Raw genomic sequence first — 24099 nt, 5'->3', positions numbered from 1 at the left:
CTTATTTGCGCGACAGCCGATGCAGCTTGTCGGTATCGATGGTCACGCCCAGGCCGGGCCCGGACGGCACTTCCAGCATGAAGTCGCGGTACACCAGCGGCTCGCGCAGCACTTCCTCGGTCAGCAGCAGCGGGCCGAACAGCTCGGTATCCCACGACAGGTCGGCGAACGTGGCGCACAGCTGGGCAGTGGCCGCGGTGCCGATGCCGCCTTCCAGCATCGTGCCGCCGTACAGGCCAATGCCAGCCAGCTGCGCCACCGCGGCAACCTGCTGGGCCGGCACCAGGCCGCCCGACTGCGCGATCTTCACGGCGAAGACGTCGGCGCCTTCGCTGCGCGCGATATTGAAGGCGTCGACCGGGCCATGCAGTGCCTCGTCGGCCATCAGCGCGACGTCGAAGCGGCGCGCCAGGCGGCGCATCGCTTCGCGGTTCTCGGCGCGCACCGGCTGCTCGACCAGGTCCACGCCGCCATCCTGCAGGGCGGCGATGCCGCGCACCGCCTGCAATTCGCTCCATGCCTGGTTGACATCGACCCGCACGCTGGCGGCATCGCCGAGCGCGCGCTTGATGGCCAGCACGTGGGCCACGTCGTCGTTGACGCTGCGGGCGCCGATCTTCAGCTTGAAGATGCGGTGGCGGCGCAGTTCCAGCATCTTCTCGGCTTCGGCGATGTCCTTCGCGGTATCGCCGGAAGCCAGGGTCCACGCCACCGGCAGGGTGTCGCGCACGCGGCCGCCCAGCAGTTCGCTGACCGGGACGCCCAGGCGGCGGCCCTGCGCATCGAGCAGCGCGGTCTCGATGGCGCACTTGGCGAAGCGGTTGCCCTGGATCGCCTTGCGCACCTTCGCCATCGCTTTCGCGACCGCGCCGGCGTCCATGCCGACCAGCAGCGGCGCGATGTGCGTGTCGATGTTGGCCTTGATGCTTTCCGGGCTTTCCTCGCCGTAGGCCAGGCCGCCGATCGTGGTGCCCTCGCCCCAGCCTTCGATGCCGTCGGCGCAGCGGATGCGCACCAGCACCAGCGTCTGCGTACGCATGGTGGCCACGGACAGCTTGTGCGGCCGGATGGTCGGCACGTCCACGAGATAGGTTGTGATGTTGGAGATCATATTCAGTCAGTATGGTATGGGGCGGTATGAGTACAATATGCCCCGTACGAGCCCCCGTCCAACACTGATTTGGTATGTTTTCCATACCTGGAAGGTATAGTCATGGAACTGCGCCACTTGCGCTATTTCGTCGCTGTCGCGGACGAGAAGAACTTCACCCGGGCCGCCGAGCGGCTCAACATCGCACAGCCGCCGCTGAGCCGCCAGATCCAGCAGCTGGAAGAAGAGCTGGGCGTGGTGCTGATCGAAAAGGGTTCGCGGCCGCTGCGGCTGACCGAGGCGGGCCAGTTCTTCCATGCCCATGCCCAGGAACTGCTCGACAAGGCGCAGGACCTGAAGGCGATGACGCGCCGGGTCGGCAAGATCGAGCGCAAGCTGTCGATCGGCTTCGTGGCCTCGACGCTGTACGGCCTGCTGCCCGAAATCGTGCGGCGCTTTCGCGACCGGTACCAGACGGTGGAGATCAGCTTCCACGAACTGACCACCATCGACCAGCTGAAGGCGCTCAAGGAGGGCACCATCGACGTCGGCTTCGGCCGGCTGAAGGGAGAAGACGCGGCGATCCGCCGCATCGTGCTGCGCGAGGAGCCGCTGATCGTGGCGCTGCCGGTCGGCCACCGGCTGACGCGGCTGCCGGGGCCGCTGAAGATGTCCGAGCTGATGGACGACCCACTGATCGTCTACCCGAAAACGCCACGCCCCAGTTTTGCCGACCAGGTGCTGGCCACGTTCCGCGAACGGATGCTGGTGCCGCGCCAGGTGATCGAAGTGCGCGAACTGCAGATCGCCATCGGCCTGGTGGGCGCCGGCCAGGGCATCGCGATCGTGCCGGACAGCCTGCAGGGCATGATCCGCACCGACGTGGCCTACCGGCCGATCGACGACCGGCAGGCCGTCTCGCCCATCATCTTCAGCGCGCGGGCGATGGACCGTTCGCAGGAACTGGCGGACATGCTGGCGATCATCTACGAGATCTACGAGGAGCGGCACATCGCGTATGTGCCGGAGGCGCTGTAGGGGATGGAATGCCGGTGATCACGTGGCGCTGAACACCGCATCGCTTCCCTGCCATGATTCACATGGAAAGCACGATGTCGTCCGCCTGCCCGGGCCCGCCAGCCGACATCCTCAGCGTGGCTTCCCGCACCGTGCCGCTGTCCGCGACGAACAGCTTCTTCTTCCGGACCTCGTGGCCAGCGTTGCTCCGCCCCGCAAACTCCAGTGCATGGGATCCGGTTGCCAACCGCAGTACCACGCTGTTCGTGCCTTCATGGTGCTGCGCCTTGCCATCGATGATGATGTCGACCGAGCGATCCGCGAATGCGTCGATTTCCGGGATGCGCACATGCAGCCAGCCTGCCCCGCCCGCGCTGGCTTCCCGGGCAGGACCGGCAGGCGATAGCGCGACTGCCAGCGCAAGGCTGGCTTCCTCGCGGACGGCCTGCGCCCCGATGGATTGCGCGAATGCGCGCCGCAGCGACTCCCGCGATGCGCCAAAGGCGTGGTTCAAGAGCTGGAAGACCACGATGGCCGCCGCAAGGATGGCTACCTGGATCAAGAACCACTGCAGCTCCACGGCGAAGGCGATCACGTTTGGCAAGACGTACCAGACCAGCAGCGAACCCACGGCCAGCACCAGGTACAGCCAGGAAGGCAGGTTGCGCCAGCGGCGGATGCGCCGGGCCTCGTCGGCGGTGGCATCGATCCTCGCATTCAATGCGTCGACCTGTGCACGGAGCAGCGCCTGGCTGACGCTGGCTTTGTCGTGGTCCGCCTGTATGTCACCGGCCGGCACGTATGGCGGCACATACGTCGCGGCACCGGAATGGAATCCCGCGCGCTGGAGCAGCAGGAAGATGATGACCAGGTAGCCCGCCAGTTGCGGGAGCAGCTGAGCGTCCACGGCGAAAGGGGCCACCTGTTGCAGCATGTACAAAACCAGCACGAAGCCAATGCCCAGCAGGGATGACCAATGCGGGCCGTCGCGCAGGCGCCGGACGCGTCGCATCCCGGCGCCTGCTGCATCGTCCATGGCATCGGGGCCATGCGCGGCCGATTCGGCACGCGGCCACTGCATGGCCGGCGCGATGCCTGGCAGCGGGTTGCTGGGCCGGGCAAGGTGCAGGTGCCGCAGGTGGCCCCAGGTGGCAGCGATGATTTCGCCAGCGACTTGCCATCGCGAATGCATCGGCGCAGCCCAGCTGTTCAACAAGGCATCCCACCCGGGAATCTCCTTGAAGCCGGTAGCGCGCGCGTGCACCCGTACCTCGTCGAACCTGGCGCGCTGGAGCGTGAAGGCGACCATCTCGCGGAACAAGCCGCTGCGCACCGCCAGTGCGCGGGCGTGAAGCAGATCGGGCTCGCTTGCCGGCGACTGCATGACGGCTGCGTCCCAGGCGGCGCGCGTTTCAGCGATTGCCTCCTGCGACAGCACCAATTCCGCCAGCAGCACTTTCACGCGCGGACCGCGGCACAGCAGCAATGCGCTCTGCACGGATTCCCCGGGTGGCAGTGGCAGCGAGAAGAGCAGGTCCTTGATGCGCTGCTCCTTGTCCGTGTCCAGCATGTCCTCGAGTTTTTTTGCCGCTTCGACACGTACGTCGGTGGGCCAGGCGCCGTCCAGCAGCAGCAACATGAAGCGCGTGGCGCGTTCAATTTCCACCGCATCCCGAAGCCGGGACAGTACCTCTTCCTCCGTCACATTTTCCAGGAACTCGACACTGGGATCGCCGCCGAACAGCAGCGCATACTCTTCCGGCTGGCGCAGCCGCCGGGTGTCCGGGCTTTTCAGGTGAAACGAATGGAACGATCCGGCATCCACCAGCAGCGCCATCCCGGATGCGCCGGAAATCACGGCATTCATGCCTGTACCTTCTCATCGTCGAAGAACTCGACCCGGATGTCCCGGTCGTCCAGCGTCGCCCACAAGCTGGCGAAATCCTTTTCGTACCCCCGTGCGACACGCACGCATTCCACGCCTTCCAGCAACAGCGTGCCATAGATATGGACTTCGACGAAGTTGGCCTCGTCGCGATCGCTTGGTGTCGACATCAGGATGCCGGCGAAATCCGCTTCGCCGGTCGTGGCGTCCACTTTCTTGAAGAGCTTGGCGACGCACAGTTCACCGCGTTCGTCCCATGTCGCCCGGAAGCCCTTGGGGAACGGCTCCGCCGAGGAAAGCCGCTGCGCGAAATGCACGGCATTCTCTTCCCCCACCGATGCGCGGCCGCGGATCGCGGTTTCGTTCAGTACCAGCGACACCTCGCCCCAGCCAGACAGGCCCGTGTCAGTCAGCGAAAGAGCCCCGTACTGGATTTTGTCGGAGTAGTTCGGGAACCAGCGGCGCTCGTGCGCCCTGGCGAAGTCCCAATCGTCGCCATCCGGCGCACGGCCTCCGCCAGCGACTTGCGCGTGATAGCTGGAAATCAGCCAGCTGCCCTTTGCCTGCGCGGCGATACCGAAGACTGCACCGATGTTCTTGCAGATCACGGCACGGGAGCGCGCGGCATGTTGCTTGAATTTTTCGACGACGTGCCGATAGCCATGGCTTGCCGCGTATTCCAGCGCATCGCGGCAGCGTTTCTCGAGTGCCGCTCGTTCGCCGGCTGCCATGGCTGCACGCACGTTGGGTGCACCGAGGTCGTGGTGGCAGTTCTCGCAGCGATCCACGTGCGGCGCGTAGTCATGCCCGCAGTTGGGGCACAAGTCGGCCAGGTCAGCCAAGCCTGTCCACCTTCAGGGTGGTCACATCGCCGGGAGTCACGCAGACCGGGTACTCCGCCGCGACCGGCCGGCCCCTGCGGATACCCGCCACGCGCAGCTTGTAGATGCCGGGGTCCAGCATCGGCACGGTTGCCGTCGATTGACCGGTCTTCACTTCCTCCTTGCGGTTGTCGATCTGCAGCGTCCACCGTGCACCGTCGAGTTCCTCCGCATCGGCGAGCACCACCGAGAGCGCGCCCTTGGCACCGCCGGCCGCGATGTTCGCGGCGGCGGCCCGCTGGCCGTCGACTGTCTTGTCGATGTCCGCGACCGAGCTCTTGAAATCGGTCAGCCAGGCTTCCGTTTCCGCTCGTACCGCGTCGTTCACGGATCGCAGAAACGCGGCAAGGAAATCGTACACCGCCAGGATCTGCTCATCCGTGGGCGGCATGTTGCTGTTCAACTTGAGCATCTGCTTGCGCCATCCGATCCGGAAGTCGTCCAGGTCTTGCTGGATGCGCTGATAGGTGACGATATAACGCCCCCAACTGGCGGAGAAGCCGTAGAACCGGTCGAACAGGACGGCGGTGGCGGCCGCGACACCGGTGATGGTGGCCACGGGGTTGAAGCGCACCACCGCCATTTCCGCTCCCATGATGAAAATCCGTTCCGGCATCATCGCGATCACCGAAGGAATAATCGCGGTCAACGCGCCGAGCAGGATCGCCGCCGTGCGGATGTAACGCGCCCCGCGCTTCTTGGCCCGCTGTCGCGATGCATACCACGCCATCGCTTCGGTGGCCTTCCGCTCCAGAGCTTCATAGATTTCCTGCAGGCCGGCAGGCGCGGTGGTGCCGGCATCGTACGGCCCGGTGCCTGCAAGGTTTTCCTGTGACGACGATTGGCTGCCAGATGTGGGGGGCATGCGCAGTCCTTGCAGGGTTGGTCGTTCGGTCCGGCAAGCTGTCCTCGAACGGCCTGCCGATTCAGTCAGGAATAGCTGTCAGGAATAGCTGATGACAGCGCGATCCGCCACAGGCGTTGGCTCAAGGCAGGCCCCTGTCCTGCGATCCATGCTAGTGCCAGCGGCGCCATAACGCAACTGGATCGGCTGGACCGCGCCATGGCGTCTGTGCCACGCAACGGTCGGCGGCTTTGCGTCATCGCCGGCAATACCAGCGAACGCACCCGCCTCGTCACCTATAATGCGCCTTTCACCTCGCCAGAAGTACCATGACGTTACGACTCAAACTACTGAGGAAGCAGAAATCCTGGTCGCTGGAAGAGCTTGCCGAGCGGGCGGAACTGACGAAGAGCTATCTTTCCAAGGTCGAGCGGGGCTTGAGCGTGCCGTCGATCGCTGTCGCGATCAAGCTGGCGCGGGCGCTGGAAGTCGATATCGAGCAGCTCATCTCGAACAGCCACGCCGCGAACGACATCACCGTCACCCGCGCCAGCGAGCGCACATCGCTCGGCAACCAGCATGCGGACCGGCACGAGGTGCAGAGCATCGCCTCGGGCGCGGTGTCGAAACGGATGCTGCCGTTCGTGGTCTTTCCGCCGCGCGAATTCACGACGTCCGCCTTCAAGGAGCACGAGGGCGAAGAGCTGCTGTTCGTGCACAAGGGCCGTATCGAAGTGGCGTTCCCCACCCATACCGTGGAACTGGCCGCCGGCGACTCGCTGTACTTCAACGCGCTGATCCCGCACCGGACGCGCAGCATCGGCGAGGAGCAGGCGGAAGTGCTGGTCGTCGTCAGCCACGACGGCGAGTAAGGGCGGGCGGCCACGCGGCCTTCATCAGCGCCGCAACTCGCCGCTTTTTTCCCGCCGCTTTCTCCCCCTTTTCCCCTACTCTTCCAGCGCCGCCAGGATGGCCGCGAGCGTGGCCTCGTGCTCCGCGTCCAGCCCCCGCAGGGGCAGGCGCGGGTCGCCCGCGTCGATGCCCTGCAGGCGCAAACCGGCCTTGACGGAGGTCGGCAGGCCGATCTTCACGATGAACTGCAACAGCGGCAGCTGCCGCCTGAAGACGGCGCGCGCGCGTGCCAGGTCGCCGGCGGTGATCGCCTCGTACAGGGCCAGCGGCAGGGCGGCATTCAGGTTCGGCGCGGCCGTGCACCAGCCGGCGGCGCCGGCATTCAATGCCGCGAAAGCCAGTGGGTTGCTGCCGTTGTAGAACGGCACCCGGCCCTCCGTCAGCTGGTCGAGACGGTGCATGCGCTGCAGGTCGCCGGTGCTTTCCTTGACCATCGTAACGCTGGGCACTTCGCGGCAGATGCGCGCGATGAACTCGGGGGACATGTCGATGCCGCTCGTCGCCGGATTGTTGTAGAGCATGATCGGCAGGCCGACGGCGTCGCCGATGGCGCGGTAGTGGGCCATGATTTCCGCCTCGGTCAGCTTCCAGTACGACACCGGCAAGACCATCACCGCGTCGGCGCCGAGGCGTTCGGCAAACCGGGCACGCCGGATGGCGCCCTGCGTGGTCAGCTCGGAGATGCCGATGACGGTCGGCACGCGCCTGGCCACGGCGGCGATCGATGTCTCGGCGGCGAGGCGCCATTCGTCGTCGTCCAGGTAGGCGCTCTCGCCGGTGCTGCCCAGTGGCGCGATCGCGTGCACGCCGGCATCGATCATGCGCTCGACCAGGCGCGTGAGCATGGCGGCATCGATGCTGCCATCGGCCCGGAACGGGGTGACCGGATAGGCGATGATGCCCTTGAATGGAGTTGTCATGTGAACGGTTCCTGTGTCAGAGAAGGCAATCGGCGTGCTGGCGGAGCGCGCGCCGGGCGAAATAATTGAAAGTGACGCTGTCGCGCCTGGCGGTCGAGATCCAGTCGTGCGCCTCGCTTGCCAGCGCAGTAGGAATCGGCTGGATCGTGCCGGCGCCCATCGCCAGCAGCTGCAGGCGCGCGGCGCGTTCCATCAGCAGCGCCAGCACGCAAGCCTCTTCGATCGAACTGCCCGCCACCAGCATGCCGTGGTGGGCCAGCAGGATGGCCCGCTTGCCGCCCAGCGCGCCGGCGATGATGACGCCCTCCTCGTTGCCGACCGGGACGCCGGGCCAGGTCTTCAGGAAGGCACAGTCGTCATGGAGCGGCGTGGTGTCCATGTGCGACACCTCCAGCGGCACTTCCAGCATCGACAGCGCCGCCACGTGCGTGGGGTGCGTATGGATGATGCAGTTGACATCCGGGCGCTCCCGATAGATCCACGTGTGAAAGCGGTTCGCCGGATTGGGAATGCCGCTTCCGGCCAGTACCTGCAAGTCCCGGTCCACCTGGATCAGGTTCGTGCTGGTGATCTCGTCGAAGCCCAGGCCCAGTTGCTGGGTAAGGAAAGTGCCGGGTTCTCCGGCGCGGCAGGTGATCTGGCCGGCGAGGCCGGAATCATGCCCGCCGTCGAACAGGATGCGGCAAGCCAGGGCTAGCCGTTGCCGCGCCGACCAGCCGTTGTCGGTGGCTTCCCGGTCCAGGCGCTCCTGGGCGATGGAAACGAGTTCCTGCTTGGTCATCGAAAGTGTGTTGGTCATCCTGGCTCCTGCGTGAAGGGAAAATGAAGGAAAAATGAAGGAAAAAATGCGTGCCGCCGCGCGCCGGCCTTTCCGATACGGCCGATGACACGACAAATCCAGTATGACACGTCGTGTCATTGGCCGCAACCATTGCCTGCCCAGTAAAGGCCGCTAGAGGGCCAGACAGGCGAAGTTGCCGGGACGCCACAAACGGCCGGCATCCGTGCAGGAATATTGCCGCACGGAATTATTCGTGGTACCGTGTCGATTCAGCTCCCACTGCGGCCATCCTGCCCACCGCCATGCGGTTCGCGAGCTCTCGCCCCCGCCGATTGACTGGCTTGGGCACTCTTCCGATCGAACATCCAGCATGCGAGCAAGGCGCCCCGCCCTGCTCATCACACGAGGCCGTCCCACCATGATTCGCGAACGCAGCTCGCCCCGAGAACAGTTCCTTCACCTGGCATGGTCCACCGATGCGGACGGTGTCTGCGGAGCGCCGCTGGAGTGGTGTCCCGGGCTGCTGCCGCAAATGGCCGGCATGCCGCTGGCGGACTGGATGGCAGCGGTCGCCACCGTGGACGGCGCCGCCGTGGCGCGCGAACTCGATGGCGTGCTGGCCCGGCGCCAGCCCTTTGAATGCGAGCTGGAGGTCGCCTGCAGCGATGGCCAGCGGCGGCATGTGCTGGTCACCGGACTGCCGCGGCAACAGGGCGGCGGCCATGCGGGCACGCTGGTCGACATGACGGAGCGGCGCGATGCGCTCGAGGCCGCGGTCCGGGACGCGGCGACGCTGCGGCTGATGGTCGACAACGCGACCGACCTGGTGGCCTACTGTGGCCTGGACGGGCGCTACATCGACATTTCAGCGTCGTTCACGCGCAGCCTCGGCTGGACAAGGGAACAGTTGATCGGGCAACCCGCGATCGACTTCGTCCACCCGGACGACCATGCCCACGCCAACGATGACATGGGGCGCATCCTGGCCGGCGAGACCCGGCCGGACGCGATCGAGATCCGCAAGCGCGACACCGAAGGCCGTTATCTGGCGCTGGCATCGAAGACACGCATGGTCACCGATCCGGTCACGGGCGACTGCCTGGGCGCCGTGTTCGTCTCGCGCCATATCGCGCGCGAAAAGGAGATGCTGCAGCGCCTCGAATGCATGGCCGAGCAAAACCGTACCCTGATCGAGAGCATCACCGATGGCTTCTTCTCGGTCAACGCGCAATGGGAAATCGTGTATGCGAATCATCGCGCGGCGGCATTCGCCGGCATCGACCGCGATGCGGCGATCGGCAAGGTGGTGTGGGACGTGGCCGGCGGCTTGAGCGAATCGGTGGTCGGGGAGCACTTGCGCATCGCCATGGCACGCCGCGAAAGCATCAGCTTCGAGGCTTTCTACGAACCGGCGGGGGTCTGGGTCAGCGAGCGGCGCTTCCGCGAAACGATCCGCATCACGCCGGCCGGCTATGTGCTGGTCAACGGCGACGGCATCGTCGACGACATCAATCCCGCGCTGTGCCAGCTGTCCGGGTATTCGCGCGAGGAGCTGCTCGGCAGGCCGGTGGCGCAGATCCTGGTGGGTGGCCACGCCGGCGCAGCGCTCGATGTCCGCCACACTGGCCCGCGCGAACATGCACTCGAGACGGTGCTGCTGCACCGCCAGGGCCACCACGTGGTGGCCCTGGTGAACCAGACCATCGAACTCGATGCGCAAGGCCAGGCACGGTCGCTGACGGCGTTCGTCACCGATATCACGGAGCGCAAGCGCGCCGAGGCCCGGATGGAGGAGCTGGCCACCCGCGACACGCTGACGGGCTTGCCGAACCGCGCCTGGATCAACCGGCGCGTGTCGGACATGCTGGCCCAGTGCCGCGGCGAGACGACGGTGTTCTTCATCGACCTGAACCGGTTCAAGGAAGTCAACGATTCGATGGGCCACGCCACCGGCGACCGGCTGCTGCGCCAGGTGGGCCAGCGCCTGCAGGCGTGCATGCGGCCGGGCGACGTGGTGGCGCGGCTGGGCGGCGACGAGTTCGTGGTCGCGGCCAGCTGCGTGGGCCGCGAGGCGGCGGTCGCCATCGCCGGGCGCCTGCTGGCGACGATGGAGACGCCGTTCGTCGCGGACGGCATGGAAATGCGGGTCGGCGCGTCGATCGGTATCAGCCACGCCGGCACCGATGTCACGTCGACCGACGAGCTGTTCCAGAAAGCGGACACGGCAATGTACAAGGCCAAGGCGCTCGGCGATGGTTCGTTCCAGTTCTTCGAGCCGGAAATGAGCCTGGCCGCCCGGCGCCGCCTGCAACTCGAGGCGGCGCTGCACCGCGCGCTGGAGCAGCGGCAGTTCTCGGTGCACTACCAGCCGCGCGTGGACCTGCGCTCGCTGCGCACGCTGGGCGTGGAAGCGCTGTTGCGCTGGCAGCATCCCGAGTTCGGCCGCGTGCCGCCGCTGGAGTTCATTCCGCTGGCCGAGGAACGTGGCCAGATCGGCACCATCGGCTGCTGGGTGCTGGAAGCGGCATGCCGCGACGTGCAGCACGTCAACGACCGCTTCGGCCTGGCCCTGCATGTGTCGGTCAATATCTCGGCCCGCCAGTTGCGCTCGCCCGACCTGATCGGCCAGGTGCGCACCGCACTGGCCGAATCGGGCTTGCCGGCGGAGGCCCTGGAACTGGAACTGACGGAAAGCGCGCTGATCGAGGACCTGGGCCAGTCCGTGCAAGTGATGCAAGGCCTGAAGGCGCTGGGCGTGCGCCTGTCGATCGACGATTTCGGCACCGGCTATTCCAGCCTGTCCTACCTGAAACGCCTGCCGATCGACGTGCTGAAGCTGGACCGCTCCTTCGTCGCGGAGAATCCCGCCGGCGACGGCTTCGTGCGGGCGCTGATCGACATGGCGCACGTGCTCAACCTGTCCGTGGTGGCCGAGGGGATCGAGACCACCGTGGCCATGGAGGCCCTGCGCGACGCCGCGTGCGATGAAGGCCAGGGCTACCTGTTTGCCCGGCCGATGCCGATGGCCGAGCTGGAGGCGTTCCTGGCACAGGAAGCGGACACCGCGTCCGCCAGCACATTCTCCGGCTGAAGTTGATCCGGCTGGAGATAATCCGGCTGAAGACGATCCGGCTGAAGACGATCCGGCGCCGGGCTCGCCATGCGGCAAGCGGCCGGCCGCGTTACCGCACGTCCGCCACGTCGTTCGCCGCGGTCCGCCAGCTGCCCGAATTATGCTGCTCGAAGGCGGCCCGCAGCTCGTTCCAGGGCATGGCCCTGGCGAAGCGCCAGCCCTGGGCGAACTGCACGCCGCGCGCAAGCAGGTACTCGGCCTGCGCCTCGGTTTCGACCCCTTCGGCGATGATGCGCAGTCTCATGGTCTGGGCCATGGCGATGATGTGGTGCACCACCTGGTCGGTGGGCGAGCGCGTGCCGATGGCCTCGGTGAAGGCCCGGTCGATCTTCAGGAAATCGAGCTCGAACGACTCCAGGTACGACAGGCTCGAGTAGCCCGTGCCGAAGTCGTCCACGGCCACCTCGATGCCCCCGGAACGCAGGCCGGCAATGACCGGTTTCGCCGTCGCGATGTCCAGCAGCGCGCGTTCGGTCATCTCCACGATCAGGTTGGACGGCGTGGCGCCCGCGTCGGCCAGCAATTTGTCGAGCAAGGTCCTGGTGACCGGCAAGTTCAGGTCGGCCGCGGACAGGTTCACGGCGATATGGAACGTCGGGTGCCTGGCGAGGAAATCGCCGACGTCGCGCGCCACCAGTTCCAGCACCCGTTCGGTCAGCTTCGTGATCGTTCCGGTGCGCTCCGCGACCGGAATGAAGAGATCGGGCCCGATCAGTTCTCCATTCGAGCGGCGCCAGCGCAGCAACGCTTCCGCTCCCACCCAGCGGCCCGTCGCCAGTTCGACGATCGGCTGGTAGGCCAGGAAGAACTCGTTGCGCCGCAGCCCCTGGCGCAAGGCGCTGGCCAGCGACAGCTGGCGGCGCGCCAGCATGCAGATCGCCGCCGCCAAAGCCAGGCCGGCGATCACCCCGGCGGGCACGAAGCGCTTTGCCAGGGCGCTGGTGCGGCGGTCCAGGTAGGAAACCGGTACCGCGGCGATACCCGCCGTGGGAAACTGCCGCGAACGCACCAGCGCGACGAGATGGCCGTCCATCACGATCGTCGCCTCGCGGCGCTCTCCCAGCCGCGCCAGCCAGCTCCGTTCGATATGCCCCCGATGGGTGACCGGCGGACCGTTGCGCGAAAATTCCAGGTGCATCATCGCCAGCGAAACGCCCGGCACCGCCGTCCAGGCGTCGAGCGGCAGGTCGCGGTGGATCAGCGCCGCGAAGTCGCCCTTCTGGAAGCCGAGAAGTGGACTCTTCAGGCCATCGTCCAGCGGAACGCTCGCGTACAGCGCTAGCCCGGTCGACGAACGAAACACCTGCGCCCCCAGCGGGACCGGCTCGTTGCCCATCGATGAGCAGACCAGGACACCATCCCTGACATGGCCGATGGCCTGCAGGTAGATCGAGGTCAGGTCGATATGCCGCATCAGCGCCTGCGACGCGGCGGAACAGGGAGCATGGCCCGATCGCGCCAGCTGGTCGATGCCAGCCAGCGCCTGTTTCTCGGTATCGTCGGCCCGCCGCACGATATCGCTGGCGTAGCCGAGCGCCAGGTCGGCTTCCGCCCGGTAGGCCTGCTGCCGGGCTTCACGCAATGCAAGCCATGGGGGCACCGTGAGCGCGACAAGGATCGCCAGTGACGTTGCGACAAATACCGCGCGCTGCTTCATGAATTGACTCGCGATCGATGAGCCGATGCCTGGCCCGTTGACTGCAAGTATAGTCGCCGGTGTGCGCCGATGGCGCGCGGGCACTGTCATGCTGCAATGCTGCCAGGCCGCCGCCGGGTGCCTCCGGCTAGCCGGCCTGCGTTGCATATCGCATAATCGAGCCTGGCCAACATACCGCTTGGTTAAGCCAACCCCGATGCAAGTTCCGGGGTCAGACCCGTCGGGTCTGACCCCAGCAGTTGGGTCTTGGGTAGATGCATGTGCTAGTGCCAAGCCAAGGAAGCGCCAAGCAAGCGGCATGGATGCATCGCCGACCCGGGCGTGCCGGGCAAAACAATGACAGGATCAATGATGATTGCAAGGACGGCCGTGGCATGGATCGCATTCTCGGCGATGGTTTCCGCCACCGCGCAACACCAGGCGCCTCCCCAGCCGGACCCGAAGGACACGGAAGCATGGGCACCGGAACCCGCGCGCGTCGCTCCGGGCTCCCCGACCGCCGCCCCGTCGGATGCGATCGTGCTGTTCGGCGGGCAGGATCTTCGCGAATGGGTGTCGACCGCATCGCCCGGCCAACCGGCCAGCTGGACCGTGAAGGACGGCGTGTTCACCGTGCGCGCCGGGAGCGGCAACATCCAGACCAGGCGGCTGTTCACGGACTACCAGATCCATCTCGAGTGGCGTGTGCCGGCATCGGCCACGGGCAGCGGCCAGGGCAAGGGAAACAGCGGCCTGTTCCTGGCCTCGACCGGCATCGACAGCGGCTACGAGATCCAGATCCTCGACTGCGCCGACAACCGTACGTACGCGAACGGCCAGGCGGCCAGCATCTACAAGCAGCACATCCCGCTGGCGAACGCCTGCGCCGCGGCCGGGGAATGGCAGACCTATGACGTGCTATGGACCGCGCCGCGCTTTGCCAGCGATGGCGCCTTGCTGTCACCCGCGTATGTCACCGCCCTGCACAACGGCGTGCTGGTACAGCATCATGTCGCGCTCCAGGGAGAGACGGTCTATGCCGGCAAGCCGTCCTATCGCCAGCATGGTGCCGCGCCAATCAAGCTGCAGGATCATGGCGATCCAGTCAGCTTCCGGAATATCTGGGTGAGGCCACTTTCCACCACGGCTTCGTTGCCTCGACCGGGTCAAGCGGCGCCGCCGGCGCCGCCCTGACAACCCGCGACGCGACTTGCCGGGCCGCGACGCGGCGCCTCAGAACTCGATCGCGGCCGTCACTGCCACCGTGCGGGGCGTGCCCTGCACGAGATAGCCGGCACCCGACGCGCCACCGGCGGAGGCCCAGTAGTCGCGGTCGAACAGGTTGTCGATGCGCGCGCGCAAGGTCACCGTCCGCTCGCCCAGGCTGGCCAGGTAACGCACGCCCACGTCGGTCCGGGTCCACGATGGCACCCGCTGCAGGTTGGCGCCATCGAGGTACTGGTTCGACGTGTAGGCCACGCGGCCATTCAGGGCCAGGCCCCGCACGGCGGGCACGTCCCAGTCGGCGTTCAGGTTCAGTTGCCGGTCCGGCACGCCGACCGCATCGTTGCCGTCGCGCAGGCCGCCATTGGTGCGGCGCTGTTCGGCATCGATCAGCGTCAGCCCGCCCAGCAGGCGCAGGCCGCGCACGGGCTGGCCGAAGACCGTCATCTCCACGCCGCGATTGCGCTGCTCGCCATTGAGCCCATACACGTTGTTCACGACGTACGCCTGCGGCTGCGCCGTGACGAAGGCGGCGGCCGTGAAGCCGATGGTGCCGGCGTCGTACTTGGCGCCGGCTTCCTTTTGCCGCGACACCGTCGGCGCGAAGGTCTCGCCCAGGTTGATCACGCCGGTGCCGGAAGCGGTCATGCCTTTCTGCAGGCCTTCGATATAGTTCGCATAGACCGAGACGTTCTTCGCGGGCTTGAACACGACGGCGGCGACGGGCGTGTTGCGGCTCTGGTCATACGCGGACGTTTCCGCACCCGTGTTGTAGTTGTAGCTGTAATCCTTGATCCGCTGGTGGCGCAGCCCCACGGTGACCAGCACCTTCTCGTCCAGGAGCGACAGGGTATCGGCGATCGCATAGCTCGACAGGATGGTCTTGCTGGTGGTTAGGGGCGCATCCAGGCGGCCGCCGACCAGGTAGGTGGCCGCCGGCGCGATGTTGTCCACCGGCGCGTACAGGCTGGTGCGGAACATGCCGGCACTGGTGGAATTGCTCATCGCGTACGCGTTGCGCGAATCGCTCCAGAAACCTGTCGCCGTGGCGCTGATGGCATGGCCGACGGCACCGGTGCGCAGCCTCGTACGAACACCCACTTCGCCGGTACGCACCGTATCCTTGCGCTCGTTGTCGAAGCGGTACATCGCGGCGGTGCCGTCGGCCGCGGCGACACGCGGCGCGGCCAGGATGTTCGACTCGCGCCCCGACCGTGCGCCGAACGCCGCCCAGGTAACCGTGTCCCTGGCAAGATCGAGCTCGCCGCGCAGCGTGCCGAACGTGTCGCGCTCGTTCGAATGGGTCCATGGCTGCGCGTAGTTGCTGCGGCCATCCGGCACGACGGGAACCGGCACGCCGGCGTTGACATTGACGCTGGGGCGGGCAGCCGTCAGCTGGTGATCCTGGTATCCGACGTCGGCGGACAGGCGGTAGTGCCCGCCATTCCAGTCCAGCCCCACGGAAGCCAGCGACAGCTCGCGCTGTTCCCGGTCCACGGCGGTGTCGCCATCGCGGCGCACGGCATTGACGCGGATGCCGGCGCGGCCATCGGGCCCGAAACGCCGGCCGATATCGGCCGCCGCATAGCCTTGTCCACCGGATTCGATACCGGCCGTGACGGAGGTCAGTGCCGCATTGCCGGCACGCTTCGGCAGCAGGTTGATCGAACCGCCGATGCCGCCGCCACCGGGCGCGGCGCCGTTCAGGAAAGCGCTGGCGCCGCGGAAGACTTCCACACGTTCCAGCAGCTCGGTCGCCACATACTGGCGCGGCAGGATGCCGTACAAACCGTTGTAGGCCAGGTCGTCGGAGTTGGCCGCGAAACCACGGATCACGTACATCTCCTGGTAGTTGCCGAAGCCGCGCGTGACCCGCACGCCAGGGTCGTTCTGCAGGACATCCGCCACACTGTGGGTCTGCTGGTCCTGCAGCAGCTGCTGGGTGTAGCTGGTGGCGTTGAACGGCGTATCCATCATGTCCACGTTGCCCAGCAGGCCGACCCGCCCTCCCCGGGCGACCTGGCCGCCCGAATAGGCCTTCGTCAGCCCCTCGGCCGACGCGTCCGCCGAGGCGCTGATCACGACGGTCTGCATGGTTTGCGGCGCCGGGGCTCCGCTTTCCTGTGCATGCGCGGTACCCGCGGCAAGCAGTGCCACGGCGCAGGCGATGGGCGTGAAGGAAGTCATGGGAAACGCGGACGGGATCATGGAAGGCAGTGAGAAAAAATGGTGCATCATTATAGACGGTTCGCAAATAATACGAATCATTCGCATTTGGGGAGCGAAGACTCCCACTTTCGGAAGAACTTGCCCAGCCCACTGCCGTCGAGGCGGAATCGGCAATGTTCCAGCAACTAGCGACCGATTTCGTTGTTGCGTGGCCATAGGCGTCGCGAATCGATTTACTACCGGCAAAGGCTGAGGCAAACTGTTGCCCTTGGGAAATTGCCAGCACTCCGCATGTGGCATGCCCGGCCGTGATGGCCAATGCGTTGCCGCGCCGTATCCGGCCTGCCAGTGCAGCACAACAATGGAACAACGATGGAACTGTCAGCCCGAGCCTTGAAATGGATGCACTACCTCGTGGGCGTGCTCACCTGTCTGACGGTCGGCCTGCTGGCATGGCAGCACTACGGCATGGAACGGGTGGTGGAACTGTCCGCCAACGGTGATTTCAGCTACCAGGTCCTCGACGATGCCAAGGATCACGGCGGGAGCATCGTTTCGCATGTCGTGGAAGGCAATGTGATCAAGATGCGCTGCACGCTGGTCCGCAAGTTCGAGTGGCCGTATTGCAGTATCCGGTTCACCCTGGGCCACGCATCGCATGGGATGGACATGTCCGATTTCGACAGCATCAGCCTCGACGTCAGGCACCGGGGACCCGGACCGCGTCGGTTGCGCCTGTACCTGCGCAATTTCGAGCAGGGCATATCCAATCTCGCTGAACTCAATTCCCAGAAAGTCAACGAGATCGAATTCGACGTGCCGGAAAACGGCGCGCTGTCCGTTCCCTACGACCTCCTGCATACCGCCACATGGTGGGTCAAGCTGCAGAACCGTTCACTGCAGGAATCGCGCGTACGGCTGGACAACGTCACGACCGTCGAGCTGTCGAGCGGCGTGGCCAACGAGGTCGGCCAGCACGAGATCGACCTTCGTTCGATCCGGTTCCACGGCAAGTGGATCAGCCAGAATCATTTGCTGATGGGTTTGACCGCCGCATGGTTTTGCTGCGGCATCGTCTGGCCCCTGCTCGGTGCCCTGCACTTGCGCTCGACATTGCGAAACAGGGAGGCCCGGCTGGCCGCACTGAGTGCGTTGAACGAAACGCTGCAACTGGAAACACGCGAACTGGCCGGCCAGGCTTTCCTGGATCCGCTGACAGGCGCGCTAAACCGGCAAGGCCTTCGCGAACTCCTTCTCAAGCAATGGAACCGGTCCGGCGACATGACCCAGGGCGTGTCGATCATCTTCATGGACCTGGACCACTTCAAGTCGATCAACGATACCTTCGGCCACGCCGCCGGCGACGACGTGCTGCGCGCCTTTGCCGAGGTGGTCACGCAGGCGATCCGCTCCAGCGACAAACTGGTGCGCTGGGGCGGCGAGGAATTCCTGATCATCTGCCCCGGCACGACTGCGGAGCTGGCTGCGGGGATCGCGGAGAAGCTTCGCCTGGCCATGTCCCGGCATGACTGGCCATGCGGCCTGAAAGTGACCGCCTCGTTCGGCGTCACCGCCCTGGCTCCCCGCGAAGACTTCGGCGAAGCCATCAAGCGCGCCGACGCCGCCCTGTACCTTGCCAAGTCGGGCGGGCGCGATCGGGTGGAAGTCATCCTGCAGTCCGCCACCTCCTAGCAGGGGAAACGCCGGCTCTGCGCCGGAACGCACGCCCGCTTTCCGGCACGCCGGCGCTATCGGTGGACGGTATCCATCGTCCTGGCCGATACCTGCAATCGAAAGGTCCGACTTGTGACGGTGACATGCCACCGCTACATTGAGGAGCCGTTGCAAGCACACACAAATACAAGGGCACTCGTCTCGCGGCGTCCCATGCCGCGTGAACGGTGAGTGAATCGCCGCGGGCAGGCGCATCGGCGCGGCCTGCCGGTGCGTTCGCACGAACGGCCCAAAAATACAGGAGACAAGAATGAAAACAACCAGTGAAAGCCGGGCTGGCCGCGCCTGCCTGATGGTGGCGCATTGTGCCGGGATGGTCGACCTGGTCGCACTGCCGGTCTGGGTCGGTGTGCTGATCAGCGGCTACGGCCTGGACCCGCAGCAGGCGGGCGGATTGGCCACCCTGTTCCTGGTGGGCGCCGTGTGCGCAAGCCTGTTTGTCGCTCCCCGCTCGGTCCGCATGCCCGCACGCGCCACCGCGGCCGGCGGCTTCGCCGTGGCGGCGCTGGCCTTCGGCGCTGTCGGGCTGGTCGACGGTTATGCGGCGATGGCCGTGCTGCACGTGGTGGCCGGACTGGCTGCCGCGACCGCGTTGAGCGTGACGCATGCGACCATCGGCGGCAGCGGCAACCCGCACCGGCTGTTCGCCATCGTCGGCTTCTCACTGGGCGTCTTCGGCATCCTGTTCATGGGCGGCGTGCCGAAGCTGGTGGCGGCCTTTGGCGCGCCGGCGCTGTTCTGGAGCTTCTGCGGCATCATGGCCTTTGCCGCCTGCGTCGCCGCCCTGGCCTTCCCCACGTCCCGCGCCGCGAGCACGGAGGCGCAGCGCATGGCGGGCAAATTGCCGCGCGCGGTATGGCTGGCGGCGATCGGCGTCAGTTGCATGGCCCTCGTCCAGGCGATGATCTTCGCCTTCGTAGAGCGCATCGGCGCCGAGCGGGGTTTCGACGCCGCTGCCGTGGCGGGCGTGCTGATCGCACTGGGCTTCGTCAACCTGCTTCCCGCACCGCTTGCCGCGTTCCTGCAACAGCGCGTCAATCCACGCGTGGTGCTGGTGTGCGGTCCCGTCGTCCAGGCAGTGCTGGCCTTGCTGATGACGCAGAGCCAGACCTTCCTGCCCTATGCCGCCGGCGCGGCGTGCTTCGCCGCCGTGATGATCTTTACCCACACCTTCGCGTTCGGGCTGCTGGCGGCGCTCGACCCGAGCGGCCGCGCGGTGGGCGCGACACCGGCCATGCTGATGACCGGCGCGGCGATCGGCCCCATCCTCGGCGGCACGGTGGTGAAGCTGTCGGGCTATGCGAGCCTCGGTCTGGCCGCCGCCGCCATCGCCGCCTGCGCGGTCGCCTGCTTCCTGCCGGGCCGGGCAGACCGGGCCGTGCTGACCCATTCCTGAGCCGGGATCCGGCCGGGAGCGGGTGACGAGCGATCTGCGTGTCGAAGCCGAACCTTTTTCGCGGCGAACTCTTGTGGAGTGTTGCAGGCCGCAATCATCAAACGCTTCTCGTCAGCTCATTGCCAGTCGTGGATGCCTCGCCGGTGACGAAGGGCGTCCGGCATCGCTGCGCAGCGGCGCGTGAGCCGAGTGCAAGCGGAATACCGACACCGCCTCCGCCAGCTTGCCAGCCTGCTCGCTCATGGTTTCGGATGCCGCCGCGGCCTGCTCGACCAGTGCGGCGTTTTGCTGGGTCATCGAATCCATCTCTCCCACCGCCTGGTTGATCTGTTCGATCCCCGCAGTCTGCTCGGCGCTGGCCGTGGTGATCTCGCCCATGATGCCAGTGACACGATTCACGCTCGAGACGATTTCCGCCATTGTGGCGCCGGCCTGCGCTACCAGCGCGGCACCGTTGGCGACCTTTTCCGTCGAATCGCCGATCAGCTGCTTGATTTCCCTGGCGGCTGCCGCGGAACGCTGCGCCAGGTTCCGCACCTCGCTTGCCACCACGGCGAAGCCCCGCCCCTGCTCGCCGGCGCGAGCAGCTTCGACAGCCGCGTTGAGCGCAAGGATATTGGTCTGGAACGCGATGCTGTCGATGACGCTGGTGATGTCGCCGATCTTCGCCGCCGAGGCACGGATATCGTCCATGGTCGTGACGACCTGTCCAATCACGTCGCCGCCCCTGGTAGCGATGGTGGAAGCACTCTCCGCGAGCGAGTTTGCCTGGCGGGCATTGTCGGCGCTCTGCTTCACGGTCGACGTCAGCTCTTCCATCGACGACGCCGTCTCTTCGAGGGAGCTGGCCTGCTGCTCCGTGCGCGCCGACAGGTCCTGGCTGCCGGTAGCCACCTCCGCCGCCGCGGTCGCGATCGTGTCGGTACCCGACCGAACCGTCGCAACCGTCTGCGCCAGGCTGTCGTTCATCGCTTTCATCGCCTGCAGCAACTGCCCCATTTCATCCGCCGTCTCGACGTCGATCTGGCTGGTCAAGTCGCCAGCAGCGACAGTATTGGCGACTTCCAGGGCGCGGCGTACGGGTCGCACGATCGACGACGTGATCCACCAGGCCACGCCGCCAGCGAAGGCGACGGCGAGCACACCGATGACGATGGAAACTAATCTCGACTCGGTGTGCGTTGCCGCGGCGGCTGCGGCCGCCTCATCGCTCAACCCCCTCTGGAAGCTGACCAGGTCATTTGCCTCACCCTTGAGGCGCGCCAGCAAGGGCCGGAGCTCCGTGCTCAACAGCGCTCGCGCCGCGTCCGCATTTCCGTCGTTGACGAGCTGGATCAGCCGATCCTGGCCAGCGACGTAGGTATCCATATCCTTCCTGACCTGTTCCAGCAGTGCCCGTGCCTCGGGTCGCTTGATCGATCCATCCAGCGAGCCCAGGATGGCGACGATCGCGGTTCTCGACGCCTTGACTTCGTCCATCTGCGCCGTCCGGTCGGCTGCGACGGGCGTCAGTATCATATTGCGCAAAGCGATGGCGATATCGTTCACTTCCAGAAGCATGTCCTTGGTCGCCAGGATCTTTGGCATCCGGTCATGCACGATCGCATCGGTGCTCGCATCCATGCGCCCAAGCATGATGTTACTCATCACGATCTGGAAAACGAGCAAGACGCTCACGACGCCGAATCCCATGCCCAGTCTCTTGGCAATCGACAAATCTTTGACTCTCACGCTGTAGCCTTTCAAGTTTTTAGCAAACACATCCCAGGTATTTGAAAGACTTAACGGATACGACGCCACGAACCCGATGGAAGGAAGCTAACAAGTTGAAAATAGTCTCTTGCCGGGAGGTCACGGACCAATGACCCGATTCTTGCCACCCTGCTTGGCCAGGTACATGCGGGAATCCGCCAACTGCACGATGCGCTCGATATCGGTCGCGGGCCCGGCGCCGTTCTGCACGACCACGCCGATGCTGGCACCGACCCGGACACTGGCCGCACCAAGCGGGAACGGCACCTGCAGCTCGGCGAGAATCTTTTCCGCCACCGCGAGAGCATTCCGGCCCGCTTCGTTCACGTCCTCCAGCAGGACGGTGAATTCGTCGCCGCCCAACCGGGCGACCGTATCGGTACGCCGGACCATTGCCGTGATGCGCTGCGCCACGGCAAGCAGCAGCTCGTCCCCCGCGTGATGTCCCTTCGTGTCGTTCACCTGCTTGAAGCCATCGAGATCGATATACAGCAGCGCCAGCGACGATTGCAGGCGCTGGCTGCGGGCCAGTGCGATACGCAGCCGGTCGACGAACAGGGTGCGGTTGGCCAACCCTGTCAGCGCATCGTACTGCGCCATCCGCTCGAGCTTGCGCTCGAGGGCCTGGCGCTCGGTGATGTCGCGCATGATTACCACGAGACGCTTGTCCGCCTCGACGTTGACCGCGGTCACCGCCAGTTCAAGCGGAAATCGCATGCCATCGCTGCGTTGCCCCTCCACTTGTACGTTGGCCCGGCCGACCAGCTGTGCGAGTCGATGCTTCGCCGCGTGACCGTCGCCCGAGCTGCGCCCATCCGCCACGGCACAATGAATGAAGCCCTCGACATGGCGCCCCGCGAGCCCTTCGTCGGCGTAGCCGAACAGCGTGCATGCCGCGGGATTGGCCGAATGCACCCTGCCATCGCCCCCAACGGTCATGATGCCGTCGGCTACGGCGTTCATCAGGGTGCGGATCTCCGCGGCGGACTGGTCCGCGCGGCGCTCCGAATCATGCATGCGCGTCACCAGCGGATTGGTCTGCGCGTACAGGACGTAAGCGCCGCCGAGGGCAATCAGCAGGACGATCGGGACGCCGACTGCCAGCGCCCGGCGGATGACCGCATACGCCTCGACGGTATCTTGCCTGGCGACAAACCCCATGCCGGGGACGATTGCGCCGTAGGCCGCCACCACATTGTGGCCGCGGTAGTCGAGCGTATACATGACGCCGGCCTTGCCGCGAAGGGCGTATTCCATCGGCAAGTCGCGATGGCGATCTCCTTCCGCCAGACCAAGCCGGTACGGGCGCGAATGCTGCCGGTTCGGCAAGCAGACCATCTGCCCGCCTTGCCGCACGCAGGCGGACACCTCCGCGGTCTCGCCCAGTGTCGCGACATTGAACAGCACCCAATTGAATGACTGCAACGACCTGTCGAGCCGGAGGTAGCCGATGAGCTGGCCGCCCTCGATCACGGGGGCGCGGACCCGCAGCATGGGCATGCCATTCCAGACTAGTTCAGTGCCGTCCTTGTCCAGCACGGCGACGAACTGCGCAGGCGCTTCGAATTCGCCGGCTTCCCTGACGACATGCCGGTTTGCATCCTCGACAGCGACGTGCGGATAACCTTCCGCCAGCAGGCGCCGGGCCGCGCGGTCGAAGGCAAGCGGCGGGCGGCCGGCCGGCGACGGGCGCAACAGGGGCATGGCGGCTTCGACGGCTTCCACCATTCGCAGTTCGCTGCGTGCATGCTGGACCGTTTCACGGGTGATCGTTGCCAGCCAGGGTCCGCGGCTTTGCACGACGGACAGCAGGCGCCCTTCGATGGCCTTTTCCAGCGATTCCTGCATGAGCACGAAGCCGGCCAGGCCGACCGTGGTCGTGACAACGATCAGGATGGCGGTTCCCAGCAGGCGCACCTTGCCCGCCTCCGTGAAGAACCGGGTGTCGGCGTACCAGGTACTGGCGGACCAACCGGCCCAGATCCCGATCGCTGCCACGATCATGCCGCTGGCGGTATGCACGGCCATCCTGGCGGAGCGCGACCAGCCGAACAGCAGGTCGGGCGCCAGCAGGTACCCGCCCAGCCCTGTCAGGCCGATGGTCAGGATACACAGGGTCAGGATGACCACGATGCGCGCCCTGGCACGCGAATGCACGCACCTCGATGCGGCATTGACAGCGCCGATGAGCATGAAACCCAATGCGCTGTTGGGCGCCATCCGGCCAGGGCGGGTGTTGCCGTAGTCATACCACTGATGGACCCACGCCATGTCCACGCCAAGGGTGGCATCCAGGACATGTTCGGCCAGCGTGATGCTGTACAGCAGCAGCATGGCCCAACCGATGAGCGCACGTACCGTGCCCGCACGGCGGTCACCAGCGATCAGCGCGGTGCCCGCGAGCGCGAATCCCAACCCTGTATTGAAGACCATGGGGACGAGACCTGGAACGATCTCCACCATGGCAGGTACCCGCAGAAGCCAGCCGAGCATGGTGTTGAACCCGAGGATCACAAGGAGCATCCCGAGGAGCCGATCGGTTTTCAGGTAGTCAGTCAATCATGTCCTTCATGTCTCGAGGGTGACGATCGCCAGCTTACCGCCCCTTGATCAGACGTTGGCGCGCAGATCACCAGGCACGGTCGTCGCGGGCAGATCGTCCTGCGTCCATTGCCGATGCCCACGACGCGCCACTGCCGCACGAACGCGCTTGCGCACGGGCCGA

The 24099-nt window shown here is 66.0% G+C and carries 16 protein-coding genes; 6 read left to right on the top strand and 10 right to left on the bottom strand.

Annotated features, from left to right (window positions below):
* Position 1 precedes the first annotated feature (1 nt).
* Complete coding sequence (locus OU994_RS13100; RefSeq protein WP_281611092.1) at positions 2 to 1111, bottom strand: muconate/chloromuconate family cycloisomerase; 1110 nt, start codon at positions 1109 to 1111, stop codon at positions 2 to 4.
* Between the two features lie 102 nt (positions 1112 to 1213).
* Here OU994_RS13100 and OU994_RS13095 point away from each other — a divergent pair, with 102 nt between their 5' ends.
* The gene (locus tag OU994_RS13095; RefSeq protein WP_281611091.1) at positions 1214 to 2128 is read left to right on the top strand and encodes a LysR family transcriptional regulator; all 915 of its coding nucleotides are present in this window, start codon (positions 1214 to 1216) and stop codon (positions 2126 to 2128) included.
* 58 nt (positions 2129 to 2186) lie between these two features.
* Here OU994_RS13095 and OU994_RS13090 read toward each other — a convergent pair whose 3' ends face one another.
* The 3 genes from OU994_RS13090 to OU994_RS13080 are packed head-to-tail and all read right to left on the bottom strand — an operon-like array spanning position 2187 to position 5738.
* Positions 2187 to 3974, bottom strand: coding sequence for a hypothetical protein (locus OU994_RS13090; protein ID WP_281611090.1), 1788 nt, complete (start codon positions 3972 to 3974; stop codon positions 2187 to 2189).
* Positions 3971 to 4834 carry a hypothetical protein gene (locus tag OU994_RS13085; protein WP_281611089.1) on the bottom strand — a complete coding sequence of 288 codons (864 nt, stop codon included), beginning with the start codon at positions 4832 to 4834 and terminating at the stop codon, positions 3971 to 3973. The genes OU994_RS13090 and OU994_RS13085 overlap by 4 nt, the downstream gene beginning before the upstream one ends.
* Positions 4827 to 5738, bottom strand: a complete 912-nt coding sequence (locus tag OU994_RS13080; RefSeq protein ID WP_281611088.1) for an SLATT domain-containing protein — start codon at positions 5736 to 5738, stop codon at positions 4827 to 4829. The genes OU994_RS13085 and OU994_RS13080 overlap by 8 nt, the downstream gene beginning before the upstream one ends.
* A 308-nt stretch (positions 5739 to 6046) precedes the next feature.
* Here OU994_RS13080 and OU994_RS13075 point away from each other — a divergent pair, with 308 nt between their 5' ends.
* A complete protein-coding gene (locus OU994_RS13075) occupies positions 6047 to 6589 on the top strand; it encodes a helix-turn-helix domain-containing protein (protein ID WP_281611087.1) in 543 nt (180 codons plus the stop codon).
* Positions 6590 to 6664: 75 nt separating this feature from the next.
* On the opposite strand, the gene OU994_RS13070 is transcribed toward OU994_RS13075, so the two are convergent.
* Together OU994_RS13070 and OU994_RS13065 are read right to left on the bottom strand one after the other, a co-directional pair.
* The gene (locus OU994_RS13070) at positions 6665 to 7549 is read right to left on the bottom strand and encodes a dihydrodipicolinate synthase family protein (protein WP_281611086.1); all 885 of its coding nucleotides are present in this window, start codon (positions 7547 to 7549) and stop codon (positions 6665 to 6667) included.
* A 16-nt stretch (positions 7550 to 7565) separates the two neighbouring features.
* On the bottom strand, positions 7566 to 8348 hold the full coding sequence (locus OU994_RS13065; protein WP_281611085.1) for an aldolase: 783 nt from the start codon (positions 8346 to 8348) through the stop codon (positions 7566 to 7568).
* Positions 8349 to 8748: 400 nt separating this feature from the next.
* On the opposite strand from OU994_RS13065, the gene OU994_RS13060 reads away from it, so the two are divergent.
* Positions 8749 to 11421, top strand: coding sequence for an EAL domain-containing protein (locus tag OU994_RS13060; RefSeq protein ID WP_281611084.1), 2673 nt, complete (start codon positions 8749 to 8751; stop codon positions 11419 to 11421).
* A 91-nt stretch (positions 11422 to 11512) separates the two neighbouring features.
* On the opposite strand, the gene OU994_RS13055 is transcribed toward OU994_RS13060, so the two are convergent.
* Positions 11513 to 13120 carry an EAL domain-containing protein gene (locus OU994_RS13055; RefSeq protein ID WP_281611083.1) on the bottom strand — a complete coding sequence of 536 codons (1608 nt, stop codon included), beginning with the start codon at positions 13118 to 13120 and terminating at the stop codon, positions 11513 to 11515.
* A 348-nt stretch (positions 13121 to 13468) separates the two neighbouring features.
* On the opposite strand from OU994_RS13055, the gene OU994_RS13050 reads away from it, so the two are divergent.
* Complete coding sequence (locus OU994_RS13050) at positions 13469 to 14293, top strand: DUF1080 domain-containing protein (protein WP_281611082.1); 825 nt, start codon at positions 13469 to 13471, stop codon at positions 14291 to 14293.
* Between the two features lie 39 nt (positions 14294 to 14332).
* On the opposite strand, the gene OU994_RS13045 is transcribed toward OU994_RS13050, so the two are convergent.
* Positions 14333 to 16510, bottom strand: a complete 2178-nt coding sequence (locus OU994_RS13045) for a TonB-dependent siderophore receptor (RefSeq protein WP_281611081.1) — start codon at positions 16508 to 16510, stop codon at positions 14333 to 14335.
* Between the two features lie 354 nt (positions 16511 to 16864).
* On the opposite strand from OU994_RS13045, the gene OU994_RS13040 reads away from it, so the two are divergent.
* Together OU994_RS13040 and OU994_RS13035 are read left to right on the top strand one after the other, a co-directional pair.
* Positions 16865 to 18184 (top strand): diguanylate cyclase, encoded by a 1320-nt coding sequence (locus tag OU994_RS13040; protein WP_281611080.1) that lies wholly within the window; start codon positions 16865 to 16867, stop codon positions 18182 to 18184.
* A gap of 292 nt (positions 18185 to 18476) precedes the next feature.
* Complete coding sequence (locus OU994_RS13035; RefSeq protein ID WP_281611079.1) at positions 18477 to 19622, top strand: MFS transporter; 1146 nt, start codon at positions 18477 to 18479, stop codon at positions 19620 to 19622.
* A gap of 111 nt (positions 19623 to 19733) precedes the next feature.
* Here the strand turns inward: OU994_RS13035 and OU994_RS13030 are convergent, their stop codons facing one another.
* Both OU994_RS13030 and OU994_RS13025 read right to left on the bottom strand, forming a co-directional pair.
* Entirely contained in the window at positions 19734 to 21353 is a 1620-nt protein-coding gene (locus tag OU994_RS13030) for a methyl-accepting chemotaxis protein (RefSeq protein ID WP_281611078.1), read from the bottom strand.
* A gap of 120 nt (positions 21354 to 21473) precedes the next feature.
* Positions 21474 to 23933 carry a sensor domain-containing diguanylate cyclase gene (locus tag OU994_RS13025; protein WP_281611077.1) on the bottom strand — a complete coding sequence of 820 codons (2460 nt, stop codon included), beginning with the start codon at positions 23931 to 23933 and terminating at the stop codon, positions 21474 to 21476.
* Positions 23934 to 24099: the final 166 nt, after the last annotated feature.

It is taken from the genome of Pseudoduganella sp. SL102, assembly GCF_027856995.1.
In the GTDB taxonomy this organism is placed as follows: domain Bacteria; phylum Pseudomonadota; class Gammaproteobacteria; order Burkholderiales; family Burkholderiaceae_D; genus Rugamonas; species Rugamonas albidiflava.
The sequence above is the reverse complement of the archived record's forward strand: the minus strand, read 5'-3'. Positions and strand labels throughout refer to the sequence as shown.

Excerpts from the sequence above, each read along its gene's own strand:
- OU994_RS13100 (WP_281611092.1), bottom strand. The coding sequence starts at position 1,111 with ATGATCTCCAACATCACAACCTATCTCGTGGACGTGCCGACCATCCGG.
- OU994_RS13095 (WP_281611091.1), top strand. The coding sequence starts at position 1,214 with ATGGAACTGCGCCACTTGCGCTATTTCGTCGCTGTCGCGGACGAGAAG.
- OU994_RS13090 (WP_281611090.1), bottom strand. The coding sequence starts at position 3,974 with ATGAATGCCGTGATTTCCGGCGCATCCGGGATGGCGCTGCTGGTGGAT.
- OU994_RS13080 (WP_281611088.1), bottom strand. The coding sequence starts at position 5,738 with ATGCCCCCCACATCTGGCAGCCAATCGTCGTCACAGGAAAACCTTGCA.
- OU994_RS13075 (WP_281611087.1), top strand. The coding sequence starts at position 6,047 with ATGACGTTACGACTCAAACTACTGAGGAAGCAGAAATCCTGGTCGCTG.
- OU994_RS13070 (WP_281611086.1), bottom strand. The coding sequence starts at position 7,549 with ATGACAACTCCATTCAAGGGCATCATCGCCTATCCGGTCACCCCGTTC.
- OU994_RS13065 (WP_281611085.1), bottom strand. The coding sequence starts at position 8,348 with ATGACCAACACACTTTCGATGACCAAGCAGGAACTCGTTTCCATCGCC.
- OU994_RS13060 (WP_281611084.1), top strand. The coding sequence starts at position 8,749 with ATGATTCGCGAACGCAGCTCGCCCCGAGAACAGTTCCTTCACCTGGCA.
- OU994_RS13055 (WP_281611083.1), bottom strand. The coding sequence starts at position 13,120 with ATGAAGCAGCGCGCGGTATTTGTCGCAACGTCACTGGCGATCCTTGTC.
- OU994_RS13050 (WP_281611082.1), top strand. The coding sequence starts at position 13,469 with ATGATGATTGCAAGGACGGCCGTGGCATGGATCGCATTCTCGGCGATG.
- OU994_RS13045 (WP_281611081.1), bottom strand. The coding sequence starts at position 16,510 with ATGACTTCCTTCACGCCCATCGCCTGCGCCGTGGCACTGCTTGCCGCG.
- OU994_RS13040 (WP_281611080.1), top strand. The coding sequence starts at position 16,865 with ATGGAACTGTCAGCCCGAGCCTTGAAATGGATGCACTACCTCGTGGGC.
- OU994_RS13035 (WP_281611079.1), top strand. The coding sequence starts at position 18,477 with ATGAAAACAACCAGTGAAAGCCGGGCTGGCCGCGCCTGCCTGATGGTG.